This is a genomic window from Streptomyces sp. NPDC048142 (assembly GCF_043202835.1).
In the GTDB taxonomy this organism is placed as follows: domain Bacteria; phylum Actinomycetota; class Actinomycetes; order Streptomycetales; family Streptomycetaceae; genus Streptomyces.
In genome coordinates this window covers 92758-109783 of the sequence record NZ_JBIDBC010000026.1, presented here as the reverse complement: position 1 = coordinate 109783, position 17026 = coordinate 92758, and the positions used below count along the sequence as shown (strand labels likewise).

Annotated in this window: 16 protein-coding genes and 1 pseudogene; 2 read left to right on the top strand and 15 right to left on the bottom strand. The window is 73.5% G+C overall.

The annotated features are described in order from the left end of the window. The coding region (locus ACGF2Y_RS27600; protein ID WP_392952714.1) for an electron transfer flavoprotein subunit beta/FixA family protein at nt 1–440 on the bottom strand (440 nt) is incomplete at its 3' end. Between the two features lie 169 nt (nt 441–609). Here ACGF2Y_RS27600 and ACGF2Y_RS27595 point away from each other — a divergent pair. Continuing rightward, nucleotides 610–1392: a TetR family transcriptional regulator gene (locus tag ACGF2Y_RS27595; protein WP_392952733.1), complete on the top strand. Its 783-nt coding sequence runs from the start codon at nt 610–612 to the stop codon at nt 1390–1392. A 125-nt stretch (nt 1393–1517) separates the two neighbouring features. Beyond that, entirely contained in the window at nt 1518–1886 is a 369-nt protein-coding gene (locus ACGF2Y_RS27590) for a Zn-ribbon domain-containing OB-fold protein (RefSeq protein WP_392952730.1), read from the top strand. 219 nt (nt 1887–2105) lie between these two features. On the opposite strand, the gene ACGF2Y_RS27585 is transcribed toward ACGF2Y_RS27590, so the two are convergent. The 14 genes and pseudogenes from ACGF2Y_RS27585 to ACGF2Y_RS27520 all read right to left on the bottom strand — a co-directional run bounded on the left by ACGF2Y_RS27585 (nt 2106) and on the right by ACGF2Y_RS27520 (nt 16969). Beyond that, nucleotides 2106–3155, bottom strand: a complete 1050-nt coding sequence (locus ACGF2Y_RS27585; RefSeq protein WP_392952711.1) for an amidohydrolase family protein — start codon at nt 3153–3155, stop codon at nt 2106–2108. A gap of 135 nt (nt 3156–3290) precedes the next feature. Then, complete coding sequence (locus ACGF2Y_RS27580) at nt 3291–3797, bottom strand: GbsR/MarR family transcriptional regulator (protein WP_392952709.1); 507 nt, start codon at nt 3795–3797, stop codon at nt 3291–3293. A gap of 15 nt (nt 3798–3812) precedes the next feature. Continuing rightward, nucleotides 3813–4652: an alpha/beta fold hydrolase gene (locus tag ACGF2Y_RS27575; protein WP_392952706.1), complete on the bottom strand. Its 840-nt coding sequence runs from the start codon at nt 4650–4652 to the stop codon at nt 3813–3815. 239 nt (nt 4653–4891) lie between these two features. Then, the gene (locus ACGF2Y_RS27570; protein ID WP_392952703.1) at nt 4892–5806 is read right to left on the bottom strand and encodes an enoyl-CoA hydratase/isomerase family protein; all 915 of its coding nucleotides are present in this window, start codon (nt 5804–5806) and stop codon (nt 4892–4894) included. Then, nucleotides 5803–7470 carry an ATP-dependent acyl-CoA ligase gene (locus ACGF2Y_RS27565; protein ID WP_392952701.1) on the bottom strand — a complete coding sequence of 556 codons (1668 nt, stop codon included), beginning with the start codon at nt 7468–7470 and terminating at the stop codon, nt 5803–5805. The genes ACGF2Y_RS27570 and ACGF2Y_RS27565 overlap by 4 nt, the downstream gene beginning before the upstream one ends. Beyond that, nucleotides 7467–9197, bottom strand: a complete 1731-nt coding sequence (locus tag ACGF2Y_RS27560) for a CocE/NonD family hydrolase (RefSeq protein ID WP_392952699.1) — start codon at nt 9195–9197, stop codon at nt 7467–7469. The genes ACGF2Y_RS27565 and ACGF2Y_RS27560 overlap by 4 nt, the downstream gene beginning before the upstream one ends. After that, entirely contained in the window at nt 9197–10015 is an 819-nt protein-coding gene (locus tag ACGF2Y_RS27555) for an SDR family oxidoreductase (protein ID WP_392952696.1), read from the bottom strand. The genes ACGF2Y_RS27560 and ACGF2Y_RS27555 overlap by 1 nt, the downstream gene beginning before the upstream one ends. Continuing rightward, the gene (locus tag ACGF2Y_RS27550) at nt 10012–11025 is read right to left on the bottom strand and encodes an SDR family NAD(P)-dependent oxidoreductase (RefSeq protein WP_392952694.1); all 1014 of its coding nucleotides are present in this window, start codon (nt 11023–11025) and stop codon (nt 10012–10014) included. Before ACGF2Y_RS27550 ends, ACGF2Y_RS27555 begins: the two co-directional genes overlap by 4 nt. Nucleotides 11026–11042: 17 nt before the next feature. Further along, nucleotides 11043–11327: pseudogene (locus ACGF2Y_RS27545) on the bottom strand (short-chain dehydrogenase); the annotation flags it as partial. A 284-nt stretch (nt 11328–11611) separates the two neighbouring features. After that, nucleotides 11612–12892: a beta-ketoacyl synthase gene (locus tag ACGF2Y_RS27540; protein ID WP_392952692.1), complete on the bottom strand. Its 1281-nt coding sequence runs from the start codon at nt 12890–12892 to the stop codon at nt 11612–11614. After that, the gene (locus tag ACGF2Y_RS27535) at nt 12882–14279 is read right to left on the bottom strand and encodes a beta-ketoacyl-[acyl-carrier-protein] synthase family protein (protein ID WP_392952690.1); all 1398 of its coding nucleotides are present in this window, start codon (nt 14277–14279) and stop codon (nt 12882–12884) included. Before ACGF2Y_RS27535 ends, ACGF2Y_RS27540 begins: the two co-directional genes overlap by 11 nt. Next, nucleotides 14276–15100 carry an SDR family NAD(P)-dependent oxidoreductase gene (locus ACGF2Y_RS27530; RefSeq protein WP_392952687.1) on the bottom strand — a complete coding sequence of 275 codons (825 nt, stop codon included), beginning with the start codon at nt 15098–15100 and terminating at the stop codon, nt 14276–14278. The genes ACGF2Y_RS27535 and ACGF2Y_RS27530 overlap by 4 nt, the downstream gene beginning before the upstream one ends. After that, nucleotides 15097–15984, bottom strand: coding sequence for an SDR family NAD(P)-dependent oxidoreductase (locus tag ACGF2Y_RS27525; protein ID WP_392952684.1), 888 nt, complete (start codon nt 15982–15984; stop codon nt 15097–15099). The genes ACGF2Y_RS27530 and ACGF2Y_RS27525 overlap by 4 nt, the downstream gene beginning before the upstream one ends. A gap of 16 nt (nt 15985–16000) precedes the next feature. Beyond that, complete coding sequence (locus ACGF2Y_RS27520; RefSeq protein WP_392952681.1) at nt 16001–16969, bottom strand: ketoacyl-ACP synthase III; 969 nt, start codon at nt 16967–16969, stop codon at nt 16001–16003. Nucleotides 16970–17026 lie beyond the last annotated feature (57 nt).

Sequence of the window (17026 nt, the reverse complement as noted above, 5' to 3'; positions counted from 1 at the left end):
GACAGCAGCGTCACCTGCGGCACACCCAGACGCTCCGCCAGCAACGCCGGCAGCACACCCATCACACCGTCCGTCGACGCCATCCCACAGATCACCAGGTCATACCCGGTCTTCTCCACAGCCTTCGCCAGCACCAGCGACGTCCCCATCACATCACTGCCGTGCAGATCATCGTCCTCGACGTGAACCGCCTTGTCCGCACCCATCGACAACGCCTTGCGCAACGCGTCCCTGGCATCCTCCGGACCCACCGTCACCACGGTGATCTCCGCGTCGTCCGCCCCGTCAGCGATCTGCAACGCCTGCTCGACCGCGTACTCGTCCAGCTCCGACAACAGACCGTCGACATCCTCACGATCCAGCGTCAGGTCATCGGCGAAACGCCGGTCACCGGTCGCGTCGGGCACGTACTTCACACAGACAACGATCCTCAAGCTCACGCCGGCTCTCCTGCCTACCTGGGTGTGGTCCCACCTGGGTGTCGTTCGTAGTAGTGACGACAATATGGCACTCAGTACCCTCTGTAAAGGTACGCAGTGCCAAAAGTGCCCCTCCGGTGCTACGTTTCGCCGCATGAGCGAGGCGCGAGGACCCGAGAAGAAGGCACCCATGCGGGAGGTGCTCGCGCAGGCGGCCTTCCAGCTCTTCCTGGAGCGGGGCTTCGAGCGGACGACCGTGGACGACATCGTGGCGCGGGCCGGGGTCGGCCGGCGTTCGTTCTTCCGCTACTTCCCGTCCAAGGAGGACGCGGTCTTCCCGGACCACGAGCGCTGCCTCGCCGAGATGACGGAGTTCCTGGCCGTCGTCGACGACAGTGATCCGGTCGGCGCGGTGTGTGACGCCGCGCGCATCGTGCTGCGGATGTACGCGGCCAACCCCGAGTTCTCCGTACAGCGCTACCGCCTCACCCGGGAGGTGCCGGGGTTGCGGACGTACGAACTTTCCGTGGTGCGCCGCTACGAGCAGACTCTCGCCGGCCATCTGCGGGGCCGGTTCGGCGAGGGCGGTGACGGGGAACTGCGGGCCGAGGTGATCGCGGCGTCCGTGGTCGCCGCGCACAACAACGGGCTGCGGCTGTGGCTGCGTTCGGGCGGGGCGGGTGACCCCGAGGTGGCCGTCGATCATGCGCTCGCCCTGGTGCGCGAGGTGTGGGGACGGTTCGCGGGGAAAGCGGGCGCGCCGTCGTCACCGGGGCGGGAGGCCGGGCTTCCCGCCGGCCCCTCCGCCGCAGAAGCCGCCGCGTCCGGCCCCTTCGCCTCCGGTGCCGCCAGGTCCGGATCCGCTCTCTTTCCCGTCTCCGGCGACGGTGAGGTGATCGTGATGGTCGCGCGGAAAGGCACCCCGATGTGGCGCGTCGTGCAGCAGATCGAGGTCGCCGTCGGCGAGAACTGAGTATCAATGGGCACTCAGTGCCTTTACTGTCCGGCACTGAGTGCCATATGGTGCGGACGCGCCGGCAGTGCAGGTGCGGCGCGTCCGAGTCGAGCGCAGGGGGTCGAGCCGTGTCCCAGACAGGAATGGGCACCGTCCAGAAGGCGCACGAGGAGTGCGGCCTCTCCTATCACCGCTGCCGCTGGTGCGGCACCGCCTCGTTCCGGCGGCTGCTGTGCCCGGTGTGCGCGTCGAGTGATCTGGAGCCTGAACGCACCACCGGCCACGGCGTGGTCGTGCGGACCGCCGTGGTCCACCGCTACACCGAGGCCGCACGCAACGAGTCCCTCGTGCGGTTCTCCGAAGGGTTCGTCTTCCGCTGCCAGATCGTGGGGGCGGCTCCGCACCTGGTGACGGTCGGTGCGCGCGTCCGTCCCGTCTCCGGGGACGAGCCGGAGACGGGCGCGGTGGTGCTGGAGCTCTGCGAGCCGCCCGCACGGCGGGACTGGGTCTGAGCGCCCACCGGTCCGGCCGGTCAGCCGTCGGCCGTCGGCTCACCGACTGGCCGGCCAGCCGAGCCGAATGAGCGCTTGGTGGCCAACCGGGCTGACGGGGACGAGTTCTGACCGGTGATCAGGTTTCGGTCGGTGATCAGGTTCCGGCCGGGTGATACGGCGGCGGGCCGCCTGCCCCGGGCGGCCGGTCCGGATCCCCCGGAGGGCTCCCGGCGCGGCTCAGCCCCGGCGTGCCCCGGCCGCGCGGGCGGCCAGCGCCTCCGCGTTGCCCGAGAGCCAGGCGGTGACCACCTCGGTGGGCAGCGGGAGCGCGGCCAGCTCATCGGCCAGCGGTCCGGTCGGGCCCGGATTGACCCAGGTCGAGGTGCCGAACAGGACCCGGTCGCGGGCCATCCCCCGGGCGTGGTGGAGCAGTGGCTCCCAGCCCGAGCCGGGCTTGGGCATGTGCCGGGGCCGGTGCGAGGAGAACTCCAGGAAGACCCCCGGGTGCCGGGCTGCGGTGAGCAGCATTTCCTGCACATCGGGCCAGCCCGCGTGCCCGGCGACGAGCAGCAGCTCGCGGTGGCGGCCCGCGAGCGCCTCGACCGTACGCCAGTTGCCCAGGCCGCTGGGGTGGTCCCGGGCGAAGTGGTGGCCGGTGTGCAGCCAGACCGGCAGTCGCGCCCCGGCCGCGGCATCCCAGACCGGGGCGAACCGGGGGTCGGCCGGATCGGTGCCGTCCAGGAAGGGGATCACGCACAGCCCGCTCGCCCCCGCCGCCAGCGACCGCTCCAGCTCGCGCAGCGCCACGGCCGGGTCGCGCAGGGAGATCCCGGCCCAGACGTGGATCCGGTCGCGGACGTCCCGGACGGTCTCCAGCAGCCAATCGTTGACGGTGCGGCCGTCCGGCAGTCGCTCCGCCGAGCCCATCGCGAACTCGCCCGTCACGCCCTGCCGTTGCCGGTCCGTGAGATGCGCGGCCAGGTCGAAGGGCGGCCGGCCGGGCGGCAGGAGGACATCGACCGCGTCCTGCCATCGGGCGGCCAGCGCGTCGCGGTACGCGGTGTGCGCGGCGCCGAAGTACCGGCAGAACGAGGCGGAGAAGACGTCCAGATACTCGGGAGCGTTCTCGCCCAGCCGGTTCAGGTACACCCGCCAGCCCGCGTCGTCGTACACCAGCGAGCAGGCATCCACGACCGGCGGGCGGATCCGGACACCGGGGGCCGGGTCCGCCACGGCGGTGGCCGCCGCTGTTCCGTTGCTCGGCGCGGGGCCGGACGACACGTTCACGGTCACTCCGTCGGAAGTCGGAAGTCGGAAGTCTGAATTCGGAGCTCGGAGCTCGGAGCTCGGAGCTCGGAACTTGGATCTTGGAGTCGGAAGGAGGAAGGGCAGGGGGAAGGGGAGACGGGTGGCGCGGCGGGCTCAGGAGGCGGCGCGCCGGGCCTCCCAGGCGGCCACCAGCGCCTCGGTCTGCTCCACGTATCCGCTGAACAGGCCCGCGAGCGAGGCCAGCCGGTCCCGGGCCTCGCCGCGCGCCACCGGGATGCCCGAGCTCAGCGTCTCGGTGAACTTGCGCATATGGGCGTTGTTCACCAGCAGCAGGTGCTGGAGGTCGCCCACCGCCTCGTAATCGATCCGCCTGCTGCCGGGCCTGGTGGAGCGCCGCACCAGGGCCCAGGCCTCCAACTGGCGTGCGGCGACGCTGAGTCCGCTCTTGGCCTGGCCGAGCTCGCGGGTCATGGTGTCGAGGTCCACCGGCTTGTTGCGCAGCAGGAGGTAGCCGAAGAGGCGGCCGGTGGCCTGCGGAAGGCCCCAGCGCTCCATCAGCGAACCCATCTCGCTGATGAAGGCGGCTTCCGCCTCGCTGAACCCCTCGGAGCCGGGAACCGGGAGGGATCCCGTGTCGGGCGTGATGTCGTGGTCAGTCATGGTCTCGCTGGGGTCTCAGGCCTTCAGGAAGGCGACGGTCAGCCGGTTGACCTCGTCGGGACAGTCGAGATTGGCGACGTGTCCGGCACCGGGGATCACATGGAATTCGCTGTGGGGATCGCGTTCGCTCCACCGTTCCATCGCCGAGCGGATGTTACCCGTGCTGTCGTGTTCACCGCAGATCAGAAGCTCGGGCTTCTCGATCCGGTAGTCGGGGGAGGGATCGAGCGCGCGGGTCATGCCGTCCCAGGTGGTGAGGAAGGAGCGCCGCCCGTTCGCCTCGAAGGTCTCGCGCAGATACGTCCGGGCCCCGGGGGCCTTTGCCGACGCCCGGGTCATCGACCGGGTCAGCCGGCGGTAGGGCACCAGTCGCATGAGGGCACGGGAGAGCACCAGGCGGCAGCGCTCGCCGCGGGTGACGGGCAGCGTGCTGCATGTGGAGCCGATCGCCACGAGCGCGGCGACCTCGTCGGGCCGTCGGCGCAGATACTCCTGCGCGATGTTGCCGCCCATCGACTGTCCCAGCAGCACCAACGGCCTGGGCATCCCGGCCGCGTCCAGCAGTGCTGCCAGGTCCTGCGCCGCGTAGACCGTACGGAATCTGCCGGTGCCGGAGGCGGACGCGCCGTGGTAGCGCACGTCCCAGCGCAGGGTGCGATAGCCCGCGCCGACCAGTGCCGGGATCTGCGGATCGAACATGCGGTGGTCGGCCCCGGCGCCGTGGGTGAGGGCGATCCCCGGGAGGTCCGCCGCTCCGGCGGTCCAGTAGTGCAGCCGGGCGCCGGAGACGTCGATGCTGTGCGCCGTCTCCTCGCCCCGGGCCTCCGTGGCGGTCCGGCCGTCGGGGCCCGTCACCGCGCGGACTCCCTGCCGTGACCGGCGGTCGACGAGGGCACAGGCGGGGGCGGGGGCGGCGAGGCCGCCGGACGGTGGTGCCGCAGCGCTTTGTTCATCAGAATCAGAATACTCTCTCCGTCATGGCCCGTGGCGGCCCGAAGCGACCGATAGTGGCCCGTCGTGACCCACAGTGGCCTGCCGCGCGACCGCGAAGGGAGGCGGAGGCGGGCATGGCAGGCGGAGCCGCGCCCGACCGGTCAGCCGCCGGCGAAGCGCGGCGGCCGCTTCTCGGCGAACGCGGCCATCCCCTCGCGGGCGTCGGCCACCGTGGCGTGCGTCTTCAGGTGGTACGCGTCCTGGAGCCGCAGCCCGTACTCGGCCGGCTGCCCCCAGCTCCGCTCCCGCAACTCCTTGAACAGCCCCACCGAAGCGGTCGGCAGCGCGGCGAAGCGGCCCGCCAGCTCGGCCAGTTCGCGGTCGAAGTCCTCCGGTTCGCAGAGCCGGTCGAACAGCCCCAGGCGCACCGCCTCGGCCCCCGCGACCATCCGCCCGGTGAGGTAGATCTCCGTAGCCCGCGCCGGACCGGTCAGCCGGGACATCAGGACCACGTTCCCCACATGCCCGACCCCGGCCAGGCAACTGCCGATCGAGGCACGGGTGTCCGCCAGCCGGAAGTCGGCGGCGCAGGCGATCTCCGCCCCCGCGCCCGCCGCCGCCCCGGTCAGCCCCACGATCACCGGCTTCGGCAGGTGGAGGATCGCCTCACAGACCCGCAGATAGTGGGCGTCCGAAGTGATCGGGTCGAAGGGGGTGTCCGCCCGGTCGCCCAGCCGCCACCGCCGTACGCTCTCGACGTCGTCGCCCGCGCAGAACGCCCCGCCGCTCCCGGTGATCACGACCGTACGCACCCGGGGGTCGTCGCCCGCGCACATCAGGCCGAGCAGCAGATGGCGGGAGAGTGTCAGGTCGAGGCTGTTGCGGCGGTGCGGCCGGTCCAGCGTCAGCGTGGCGACCCCGCTCTCCAGGGCGGCCCGCAGCGGTACGTCCTCCTTGCCGTCCACCCGGTCGGCGAAGTCCGCGAACGACTCGGTCGCCGCCCCCGCCCACCCGGCCCGGGGCTCCTGGCCCGTCGGGACCGTTTCCCGGCCCGCCCGGAATGCTTCCTGGCTCATGCGATCCTCTCCCTGCGTATCCGGATGCCCGCCGCCTCGCGGTCCCACGTCCCCGCCACCACGCCCTCGGCGCGCAGCGTGTGCTTGGTCGGCTTGCCGGTGGGGGTCTTCGGGAGCTCGGGCAGCACCCGGATGTAGCGCGGCAGCATGAAGTGGGCCAGCCGCTCCCGAAGGAACTCCAGCAGCGCCGCCGGGTCGACCGGGGCCGCGGGGTCGCGGTCCGCCACCACCAGCAGCACCTCGTCCTCGCCCTCGTCGCCGGGCACGGCCACCGCCGCCGCCTCCAGCACTCCAGGATGGGCCACGGCCTGCGCCTCCACCTCGAAGGAGGAGATGTTCTCGCCGCGCCTGCGGATGGCGTCCTTCTTGCGGTCCACGAAGACCAGCCCGCCGTCCGGGGTGCGCCGGAAGGTGTCCCCGGTGTGGAACCAGCCGTTGCGCCAGACGGCGGCCGTCTCGGCGGGCCTGCCGAGGTAGCCGCTGAGGAACGACCACGGACGGTCCGCGCGCAGCACCAGCTCGCCCGCCTCGCCGTCCGCCACCTCACGGTCGTGGTCGTCGACGACCCGGGCGGCGATGCCCGGCCGGGGCTCCCCGCAGTGCATCGGGACGCCCGGGTGGTGGTCCGGGGCGGAGAGCACCGGGCACGACACCTCGGTCATGTTGAACAGCGCCCGCACCGACACCCCGAACCGCTTGGAGAACTCCGTGGCCCCCTCGGTGAACGGGATGACGTAGGCCGCCCGCAGCGGGTGCCCGGTGTCCTGCGGCAGCGGCGGCTGCTTGAGCAGATAGGTCGCCATCACGCCGAGCAGCGTGCACAGGGTCGTCCCCGTCCGCCGGATCAGCGGCCAGAACTCGGCTGTGGTGAACGCGGGCACGACCGTCACCGAGCCGCCGTGCACCAGCATCCCGTACGCCCCGATCGTGCCGCCCGCGTGGAACAACGGCAGTTGGAGCAGATAGCGGTCCTGCGGTCCGGCCATCCCGTGGAAGGCGGCGGTGCAACTGCTGTACAGGTGCGCGTAGGAGGAGACGACCCCCTTGGACGGGCCGGTCGTCCCCGAGGTGTAGATGACGGTCTGCGGGTCCCACGGCTGCCGCGCGGGCACCGGCTCCGCGAACTCCGCCCGGTCCGCCCGCAGTTCGGTCTCCACCCGGAAGCGCCCGGAAAGCCGCCCGGCGAGCGCCGCCACGTCTCCGGGTGCGTCCTCGGGGCCCGGCAGCAGAACCACCGTACGCACCGCCCCCACCGCGTCGTCCGACTCCTCCAGCCGGGCCGCCAGCGACGGCCGGCAGATCAGCACCCCGGCCCCGCTGTCGGCGATCACCTGACGCAGGATCGCGCCCCGGTAGGCGATGTTGAGCGGTACCAGGACCGCGCCCGCCAGGTTGACCCCGTACCAGGCGCGCAGTGCGTCCGGCCCGTTGGGCAGCCAGCTCAGGACGAGCTCGCCCGGCGCGACGCCGAGCGCCTGGAGCGCGGCGGCCGTCTCCTCGGTCTCCCGGAGGGTCCGCGCGTACGTCCAGATGTCACCGTCCGGCAGCACCGCGTACGGAGCCGTCGGCGCGGCGGCGGCGCGCCGCCTGAGCAGGGGGCCCAGCACGCACTGCTCCGCGGTCGGCACGGCGGCGGACGCCGGATCGAGCACATCGTCGCTCACGCGGACTCCCCGGCGCCCGGCCCGGCACTCGGCGCGGGCAGGATCTGCAGCCGCAGCACGCTCTCGTACGGGCCCCCGTACCAGACCGACTGCCGCGCGGTGCGGCAGTGATCCGCCTCGCCGACCGGGCCCGGAACGTTGGGGTGCCGGTCCAGATGGGGGAAGTTGCTGCTGGTGACGTGGACCCGCAGCCGGTGCCCGGGGGCGAAGCGCCACGCGGTGTCCCCGAGCAGCAGATCGGCGTCGTACGGCTCGCCCCGCGGGCCGTCCCCCTCGGCCTCCAGCCGGAGGCTGGCCTCGGCCACGAGCAGTGAACGCCCGTCCGGGTGTACGTCGGTGAGCTTGGCGACCACGGCGGTGGCGGGTGCGTCCGAGCCGAAGCGGAGCCGCAGCCGCTGCCGGCCGACCACGTCCAGCGGCTCGGTGAGCGGCTCGGAGGTGTAGCAGAGCACGTCCGGCCTGCCCTCCAGATGCGTCTGGCTGAGCGGACCCGCCGCCAGCCGGCCGAGCTGGAGCACCCGCCCGCCGTGCGAGGGCACCGGGTCCTCCGGGTCGTAGACGAACGCGTCGTGGCCCGCGCCCTCCTGGGGCGGTGCGGGCAGCAGCCGGCCGCCCTCCCCGCTGCTTCCGCCGCCGGCCGGACCCGCCAGATACCAGGGCACGTCGGCGGCCTCGGGCGGCGGCCAGGTCGCGGCGCGGTGCCAGGTGTCGTCACCGAAGAGGAAGTACCGTACGCCCCCGCCGGAGTCCTGACCCGTACGCGCGAGGTCCGGCCGCAGGTGGCGGTCGAAGAAGTCCAGGTGCAGGTCGGCCAGCCGCGCGCCCTGCGCCGAACCGTACGGGCCGGTGTTCACCTCGCCCTGCACCTGCGGCAGTTGACCGGAGTGCACCCAGGGCCCGACGACCAGCTCGTGCCGCCCGGCCACCGGGTCCTGGGCGCACATGGCGCGGTGCAGCTCGATCGTGCCGTAGGAGAACACGTCGTACCAGCCGCCCACCGAGAAGGTGGGCACGCCGACCTCCCCGAGCCGGTAGTCGGCCACCGTCGTCACACGCCCCGCGAAGATGTCCCGCAGCCGGCCGGGGAACCCGTCGAAGTCGAGAATCGCCGACAACGGCCAGCGCCGCAGCAGCACTTCGGGTGTGGTGAGCAGCTGGAGGACCTCGGACACGACCGCCCCGTCCACCGGATCGTCCGCCGCGGCCCGGCGCTGCACCCACTCCAGCGCGGTCAGCCCGAGCCAGCTCGTGAGGTGGTCAAGACGCAGGGAGCCGCCGAGCTGCTCGGTGTCCAAGGGCGCCGAGGTGGACATCGTGGGTGCGATGGCCCGCAGATGCGGCGGCTTCTCCATGGCGGCCAGCCACTGGACGATCGCCTGGTACGAGGTGCCCGCCATGGCCACGTTTCCGTCGCACCACGGCTGGCGCGCGGCCCACTCGACGGTGTCGTACCCGTCCGGACCCTCCTGCGACCAGTCCAGCGGCGCCCACTCGCCTTCCGAACCGAAGCGGCCCCGGGTGTCCTGCACCACCGCCGCGTACCCCCGGTCCACGCACTGGGCCGGGGTCAGCGTGGCCAGCCCCAGCGGGGACTTGCCGTACGGGGTGCGGAAGAGCACGGCGGGCGAAGGCGGGCCTTCGGCGGGGCGCCACACATCGGCCCGCAGCACCGTCCCGTCGCGCATCTCCACCGGCACGTCGTGCTCGATGAGAGTGGTCCTGCCCATCAGGGGGTCTCCTCAGCAGCCGGTCCGGCGCCCTCGGCACGGGAACGGGTCAGATGGCGGGTCATGGCATCACCGGCGGCGGCCCGGCTCGCCGACGGCTCGACGCGGACCAGCGGGCCGACGCTCATCCGGGCCGGACGGTCCAGCAGCCACGCGACGGTGTCCGCGATGTCCTCCGCGTCCAGCACCTCCTCCTCGGGAACCCCGAGGTCGGCGGGCCGGGCCGCGAGCCGGGTGGAGACCCAGCCCGGGGCGACGGTGACCGCGCGGACACCGAGGTCACGGTTCTCCTCGTGGATCAGCTCGGTGAGCCGGTGCACGGCGTGCTTGCTGACGCCGTAGCCGCCGCTGCCCGGCACCACCTCGGAGCCCACACCGGAGCCGATGTTCACGACCCAGCCGCGGCGGCGCTCCCGCATTCCGGGCAGCACCGCACGGGCCAGCAGGAACGGCACCGTGAGGTTCACCCGCAACTGCCGTTCCCAGTGCCGCTCCTCGGTCTCGTGGACGGCGGCCAGCCGGATGGCGCCCGCGCTGCACACCAGCAGCCCGACCGGCCCCAGCCCGGCGGCGGTGGCGGCGACCGCCTCGGCGGGGGCGCCCGGCTCGGCCAGGTCCAGGGCGAGCGGCAACGCGGTCCCCCCGGCCGCGCGGATCGACTCCGCGACCTCCTTCAGCTCGGCCTCCCGCCGTCCGACCAGCGCCACGGCGCTGCCGCGCGCGGCCAGGCGGCGGGCGACGGCGGCCCCGATCCCGGAGGAGGCCCCGGCGACGAGCGCCACCGGGGGACCGCCCGTCTCCGCTCCAGCGGCGTTCACCGGCTCTCCACCTCCGCCGACACCGAGGACGCGGACTCCGACTCCGGGACCTCCGGGCGCTCCGAGACCTCCAGCCCCGAGACCTCCGGCTCCGGGAACCCCGGCCGCAGCGGAGCCACATCCCCGAGGCCGAAGCCGCCGTCCGCCCGCAGCACCGCGCCGGTCACCCGGGCGGCCGAGCCGCTCAGCAGATAGCCGAGGACCGCCGCCACCTCGCGCGGGTCACCCACCCGCCCGGCGGGTATCCGGCTGATCCAGCCGCGCCGGTGCTCGGGCCCCGCCGCGTCGCCCATCGGCGTCTCGATGATGCCGGGCGCCACACAGTTGGCGCGGATGCCGTGGCGGGCCACCGAGACCGCGAGGCAGCGGATGTACTGCGCCATCGCGGCCTTGCTCGCCCCGTAGTACTCCAGTCCCGCCACCGGGCTGAGCGTGGAGCTGACCGAGGAGACCCCGACCACCGCGCCGGGTATCTTCTCGTCCCGCCAGCGGGCCGCCAGGTACTCGGTGACGGCGACGAAACTGTGCAGGTTCACCGCGAAGGTCCGGGCGGCGGACGCGGGGTCGCCGCCGACCGCGCTGAAACCCAGGTGCCCCGCCGCGTACAGCAGGGTGGTGATGCCGTCGGCCGCCTTCCAGGCGCGTTCACCCAGGGTGGCGGCGTCCTCGGCGTCGGAGAGGTCGCAGCGCAGCGTCCAGGCCTGCCGGCCCAGTGCGGCGATCTCGGCGGCGACCTCCTCCAGCGCCTGCGTCCGGCGGGCGGCCAGGACCACGTCGGCCCCGCGCCCGGCCAGGTGCAGGGCGGCGGCCCGGCCGATGCCGCTGCTGGCGCCCGCCACCAGGACCTTGTGGCCCAGCAGGTCCTGACCGGCTGCGGCGGTGGCTGCTCCCGCGCGGTGGCGCGGCGCGGTGCGGGGGCGGCCGCCGGGGGGCCGGCGGGCAGGGACGGGATCTGGCCGAGGCCCGCGCCCCCGTCGACCGGCAGGGTCTCGCCGACCAGGTAGGAGCATCCCTCGGAGATCAGGAAGGCGACGGCGGCGGCGACGTCGGCGGCCGTGGTGGGCCGGCGCTGCACGAGATAGCGCAGCAGCCCGGCCTCGGCCACGGCGGAGAGACGGTGGCCCAGGACGGGGGAGTAGCCGGTGACCACGGTGTTGCCGGTGACACCGCGCCCTGCCACCTCGGTGACCAGGTGCTGCCACCAGGCCCGGTCGGCGGCGAGCCGCGCGTACCGGTCGGGGTCGGTCCCGGCGTGCGTCTCGCCCGTCGCGTCGGTCACCAGGACGAGGCGGCCCCGGCCCGCCGCCGCCATCGCCAGCGCGGCGGCCCGGACGCGTGCGCGGTCCAGGCCCGCCGAGCGCTCGCCGCCGTACGCCTCCTCGCCGAGCAGCAGCGCGCAGTACGCGGCGGGGGCGTCGGTGGCGTCGGCCGGGGCCTCGGGCGCCAGGCCGAGCGCGGTCAGCGCGTCGCGGAGAGCGCCGGCCGGGGAGTTCCCGGCCCCGGCTGCGTCGACCACCACACGGGTGCCGATCGGCGTGCGCGGCGGGTCCCCGACCTCGGCCGTCCCGGGCCGGGTCGCCGTGCTGTGAACGTGGGTCATGGCAAGTCGCCGCCTTCGTATTCGATGACCATGCTCGTGGCGTCGCCGCCCGCCCCGGAGGCGAGCACCAGCGCGCTGTCGCCGCCGGTCGCCAGACCGCCCGCGAGCACCGGATCGCCCGGCAGACCCGCGTACGGGGCCAGGGTGTTGGCGCTGGGGGCGATATGGCCGTGGCGCAGCATGAGGAGGCTGCCGAGGAGTTTGACCAGACCGCCGGTCCCGGCGACATGTCCGAAGACCGCCTCCTGGTTGGTCAGCCGCATCTCGCCGTCGTATCCGGCGGCCTCCCGTACCCCGGCCAGCGCCTGGCACAGGTGGTCCTCGACGAACCGGTTGCCGTCCGCGTAGTCGTTGACGAACGCCAGATCGCCCGGCCCGCGCCCGGCCGACGCCAGTGTGGCCAGCACATCGCCCACCACGTTGGCGGGCGGGCCGGTGGCGACGGTGGAGGGGCCGTTGGAGCGCGAGGTGCGCAGATGCGCACGGTGCAGCAGCCCCGGGCGGTCCCCGGTCGCCGCCGGGTTCTCCAGGACGACGGCGAGCGCGCCCTCCCCGGTGGCGTTGCCGGTCTGGATCTCGTCGTGCGGCCGGACGTCGGCGGGGTTGTCGGACAGCGAGGACGCGCGGTAGCCGCTGCGCCCGGTGTGGCTGGTGCCCGCGACGAAGACCGGGTCCACGGTGGTGTCCACGCCGACGACGATCGCGCGGTCGATGTCCCCGCACCGGAACATCTGCTGGACGAGGTGGAGCGTCCGCAGCGCCACATTGCACGAGCCCGCCACACTCAGTGTCTGGCAGGGCAGTTGGAGCCCGGAGGCCACGGTGCCCACCACGCTGGGCGGGGTCCCGTTGAGCCAGTACTCCATGCCGAGGGCGGCGACTCCCTTGTCCCGGGCCAGGTCGTGGTAGCGCTCGGCCTCCGGGAACGCGAACTGGAGTGAGCAGGCGACCAGCGCGGTGCGCCCCGGATCGAGGTCGCCGGCGCCGAGCCCCGCGTGCTCCAGCGCCCGGTGCACCGCACCCGTGGCCATCAGCCCCGCGCGCGAGGAACGGCGTATCTGCCGCTCGGACAGGGGGAGTTCGGCCTCTGGGTCCCAGCCGTTCACCGTCCCGGCGATACGGAGGGGGAGTTCGGGATGGGCGTACGGGGAGAGGCAGCTCGCCCCGTCGCGCACCACCCGCCAGAAGGTGTCCAGGTCGGTGCAGGCGCGGCCGTCCGGCCCCGGCAGGACGAACCCGGCACCGGAAAGCCGCAGCACGGGCAGCTCAGCAGACATCGCCACCCCCCAGCAGCAGCGCGCTGTTGACCCCGCCCACCTGGTAGTTGAAGCTCAGCGCCCGGTCGAAGTCCAGCGCGCGCGTCGTCGTTCCGGGCACCGGGTCGAACGTGCAGACGGGTGAGGGGGTTTCGCAGTTGGCCGTGGGGCAGACCTGCCCCGCGCGCATCATCATCAGCGTCAGCGCCGTGCCCAGGTTGCCGAGCGGCGCCCCGCTGTGACCGAAGCACGCCTCCTGCGAACTCACCAGCACCTGATCGGAATTCTCGCCCCACAGCGCGCGGACGGCGTTGGACTCGATCCGGGTGAACAGCGCGTCGCCCTCGCCACCCCCGTTGACGTACGGGATCCGCCCCAGCGAGGTGTGGTCGCCCAGGGCGCGGCGGGCCGCCTCCGCCAGCCCCGTACCACCGGTGTCGATGGCGACCGCACTGTTCAGCCCGCCGCGTGTGGTGGCCTGGCCGAGGACCGCCCCGTGCGCCCGGCCGCCGCGCGCGGCGGCGTGTTCGCGGCTCTCCAGGATCAGCGTCACCGAGCCGTCGCCGTAGTTCATGCAGTCGCCCGCCGCGTCGTACGGGCGCATCGGCCGGTCGTGGCGGGGTGCGGCCGGCGGATCGCTGTTGTGCCGCACCGTCACGCCCTCGCGCTCGACCACCTCCCGCAACCGGTGGCCGTGCAGCACCCGTTCGGTGTCGAAGCGGTCCACCCCGGTGACGACGACCAGGTCGCTCTGGCCCGAGGCGATCATCATGCGGGCGATGCCGAGCAGCACCGAGGAGGAGGCGCAGCCGCAGCTCACCGTGTAGTTGGCGCCGGTGGAGCCGAGCAACGCGGCCTGGACGGGGCCGACATCGCTCGACGTGCCCGCCACCAGGAGGCGCACGAAGAGGGACTTGGCGTCCGCCGGGCTCACCGTCGCCGGATCGGCGTCGTGCCAGGCGCGGTAGCTGTCGTAGTTGCTGTCCACCCCGGCCCGTGCGGTCAGGACGTCCGCGCCCCGCAACTCACCGGCCCCGTGGTCGAGTCCGGCGTCCTCGCAGGCTTCGGCCAGCGAGACCATCCCGTAGAGGTGGACGTCGGCGTAGCTGCGCAGATAGCGGGCCGGCAGGTCCGGCAGCAGCTCCCCGAACGCCTCGCGGGCGCCGCGCACGGTGCCGTGGTGGAAGCCGTCGCGTTCGACATGGCTGGACCCGGTGGAGGCGGCCGCCCAGACCTGCTCGGCCGTGCGCACCGGCTCGTCGCCCGCCCCGGGCAGGCAGAAGCCCATCCCGGTGACCAGCGCGTCCCGGGGGCCGGGGGCCCAGGGGCGGGCCGCCGGAGCGAGCAGCCGCTCCGGCGAAGGAGGCAGCTGCGGCTCACCGGGCCCCGGGCCGTACTCCTTGCTCACAGAGCCCCCGCGTCCACGTTGACGGCCTGTCCGGTCATCCCGCCGGAGAGGTCGGAGAGAAGGAACAGCACCTGGGCCGCGATCTCCTCGGGGCGCACCAGGCGGCGCAGGACGGTGCTGTTGACCGCCCGCTTCAGGTAGCGCTCCCAGGTCAGGTCCGGGGGGCCGTGGTGCTTGGCGATGGCGGACATGAAGGCGTCGCCGTACCGTCCGCCGTCCGTGGCGGCGGGGCTGTCGGTGAGCCCGGGGCAGACCGCGTTGACCCGCACACCGAAGGCGCCCAGCTCGGAGGCGAGCGCCTGCGTCATGCCGTTCAGCCCGAACTTCGAGGCGCAGTACGAGGTGTTGGCGGGCAGCCCGCGCTTCCCGGCGATGGACGAGACCATCACGATGTTGCCCTCGCGGCGCTCCATCATCCCCGGTACCACCGCACGGGCGACCCGGAAGGCCCCCAGCAGGTTGATGTCGAGGGTGGCCATCCACTGCTCCTCGTCCTGGTCGCACAGGAAGGCCTGGTTGCGGGCCTCGCCCGCGCAGTGCACCAGCCGGTCGACCGGGCCGAGCTGTTCCTCGGCCGCGCGGACGGCGGCGCGCACGCTGTCGGCGTCGGTGAGGTCACCGGGGACCGCCACCGCCCGCCCGCCGTCCGCCTCGATCCGCTCGGCCAGCAGCCGGAGCTCCTTCTCGCTGCGGGCCATGAGCGCCACGCGGGAGCCGTGGGCGGCGAGCATCGTCGCCAGTACGGCGCCGATGCCACTGCTCGCGCCGGTCAGAAACGTGGTCCTGCCCTGGAGCAGGGTGGGTGCGAAGCCGCTGGTCATGCTGTGTTCTCCGCTTTCTCCGGGAGGTCCGCCGTCGCGGCTGTCCTGCTCGCGCCAGGGTTCCGGCCGGCCGGGGGCAGGACGCGGGCGGGCAGTCCGCCCGCGTCGACCTCCAGCACGGTGCCGGTCACCGAGGGGTTGTCGGCGGCGAAGGCGACCGCCTCCGCCACGTCCTTCTCGTCGCACCAGCGGCGCAGCGGCACATGGCGCTGGAGGTCGGCCATGTACGCCGCGTGCCGCTCGCTCGCCGCCGAACGGCGGCGCAGCGCCTCGCCGTCGAGGACTCCGGGCGCCACCGCGCTGACCCGGATGCCGTACTCGCCCAGCTCGGTCGCCCAGGTGCGGGTCAGCGCCTCCACCCCGGACTTGGCCGCGCAGTACGCCGACTGCCCGTACGCGCCGTGGCGGACCGTGGAGGAGATGTTGACGATGGCCCCGGGCGTGCCGGCGGCCAGCATCGCCTGTGCCGCGTGGCGGCCGACGAGGAAGGTGCCGGTGAGCAGGGACGTCACCACCCGCTCGAAGTCCTCCAGCGGATGCGGGGTGAGCAGCGGCGGGCCGCCGGGCTGTTCCTTGACGCTCACCAGGCGGCGGGAGAAGTTGTTGCCCGCGTTGTTGACGCAGAGCCCGAGCGGCGGGGCGTCCTCGGCCAGCCGCTCGAAGAGGCCCGCCACCGACCGCTCGTCGGTGACGTCCGCCCGTACGGCGTGCAGGACGAGCCCGTCGTCGGCCGCCGCCTTCACCGCGGCGTCCAGGCTCTGTGTCTCACGCCCGCAGATCACGGTGTGCCAGCCGACAGAAGCCAGGTGGCGGGCGATGGCCGCACCGAGGCCCCGGCTGCCGCCGGTGACCAGGGCGGTGCCGCGAACACCCGTTCCGGACAAGGTGGGTGATGACTGATCAGGCACGGAAGAGCAGCCCCCCGTAGTACCAGCCCGAACCCACCGTGGGCGTGTAGCAGAGGTCCCCGGGCTTCAGGCGGCCCTCGCGCGCCATCTCGGAGAGCACGATCGGCACCGAGGCGCTGCCGGTGTTCGCCCGTCTCTCGTAGTTGGTGACGAAGCGCTCCTGCGGGATGCCGAGACGTTCCCGTACGGCGGTGTGCAGCTGGCCCGTCCCGGGGTGCGGCACCACCCAGTCGATCTCGTCCATCTTCGTGCCCGAGCGGGCCAGCATCCGGGTGGCCAGCTCGGCGTGGGAGTCGGCCGCGATGGAGACCAGCTCACGGCTGCTCCTGATCCACCCGTTGGGCGGATAGACGGTGACCGTCTCCCGGCCGGAGCCGTCGCTGATCAGCAGCGAGTCCCACAGGCCCGCGCCCGGCCCGGCGCCCCGCGACAGCACGGCCGCACCGGCCGCGTCTCCCACGATCAGCTCGCCCTTGCTGCCCGGACGCACCCGGCGCGAGAACCGCTCGCTGGAGACGACCAGCGCGTGACGCCAGGCCGGGTGCGTCCCGAGATGCGCCGCAGCCGTCTGCACCCCGTGCACGAACCCCGTACAGGCACCGCACACATCGAAGGCCAGTGCCCGGTCCGCGCCCAGCAGATGAGCGGTGTGCGGGGCCCACTCGGGGACGAACTCGCGGTCCGTCCAGTTGCTGAGGACCAGCAGGTCCACCTCGTCGGCCGTGACGCCCGCCTGTTCCAGGGCGGCACGGGCGGCGCGCACCCCCATGTACGCGGGGGTCTCCTCCTCGTCCGCCACATGGCGGCTGCGGACGTCGAGCCGGCCGATGACGGCCTCGTCCACCGCGTTGCCCGCGGGGGCCTCGGCGCTCTCGTTCTCGACCAGGAGGCGTGGGTAGTAGTGCCCGAATCCGGACAGGCGCAGTCCGCTCTCGCGCCACAGTGAGGTCTCGTCGTGCATCTCTCGTCTTCCCGTACGGTGCGGTGGGGCCGGGGGACGCCCGGCGGCTGGGGAATC

Bases quoted from the DNA above. Each gene is read 5' to 3' on its own strand.
- ACGF2Y_RS27570 (WP_392952703.1), bottom strand. From the start codon at position 5,806: ATGAGCCAGGAAGCATTCCGGGCGGGCCGGGAAACGGTCCCGACGGGC.
- ACGF2Y_RS27560 (WP_392952699.1), bottom strand. From the start codon at position 9,197: ATGGGCAGGACCACTCTCATCGAGCACGACGTGCCGGTGGAGATGCGC.
- ACGF2Y_RS27550 (WP_392952694.1), bottom strand. From the start codon at position 11,025: ATGCTCCTACCTGGTCGGCGAGACCCTGCCGGTCGACGGGGGCGCGGG.
- ACGF2Y_RS27595 (WP_392952733.1), top strand. From the start codon at position 610: ATGCGGGAGGTGCTCGCGCAGGCGGCCTTCCAGCTCTTCCTGGAGCGG.
- ACGF2Y_RS27590 (WP_392952730.1), top strand. From the start codon at position 1,518: ATGGGCACCGTCCAGAAGGCGCACGAGGAGTGCGGCCTCTCCTATCAC.
- ACGF2Y_RS27580 (WP_392952709.1), bottom strand. From the start codon at position 3,797: ATGACTGACCACGACATCACGCCCGACACGGGATCCCTCCCGGTTCCC.
- ACGF2Y_RS27530 (WP_392952687.1), bottom strand. From the start codon at position 15,100: ATGACCAGCGGCTTCGCACCCACCCTGCTCCAGGGCAGGACCACGTTT.
- ACGF2Y_RS27520 (WP_392952681.1), bottom strand. From the start codon at position 16,969: ATGCACGACGAGACCTCACTGTGGCGCGAGAGCGGACTGCGCCTGTCC.
- ACGF2Y_RS27540 (WP_392952692.1), bottom strand. From the start codon at position 12,892: ATGTCTGCTGAGCTGCCCGTGCTGCGGCTTTCCGGTGCCGGGTTCGTC.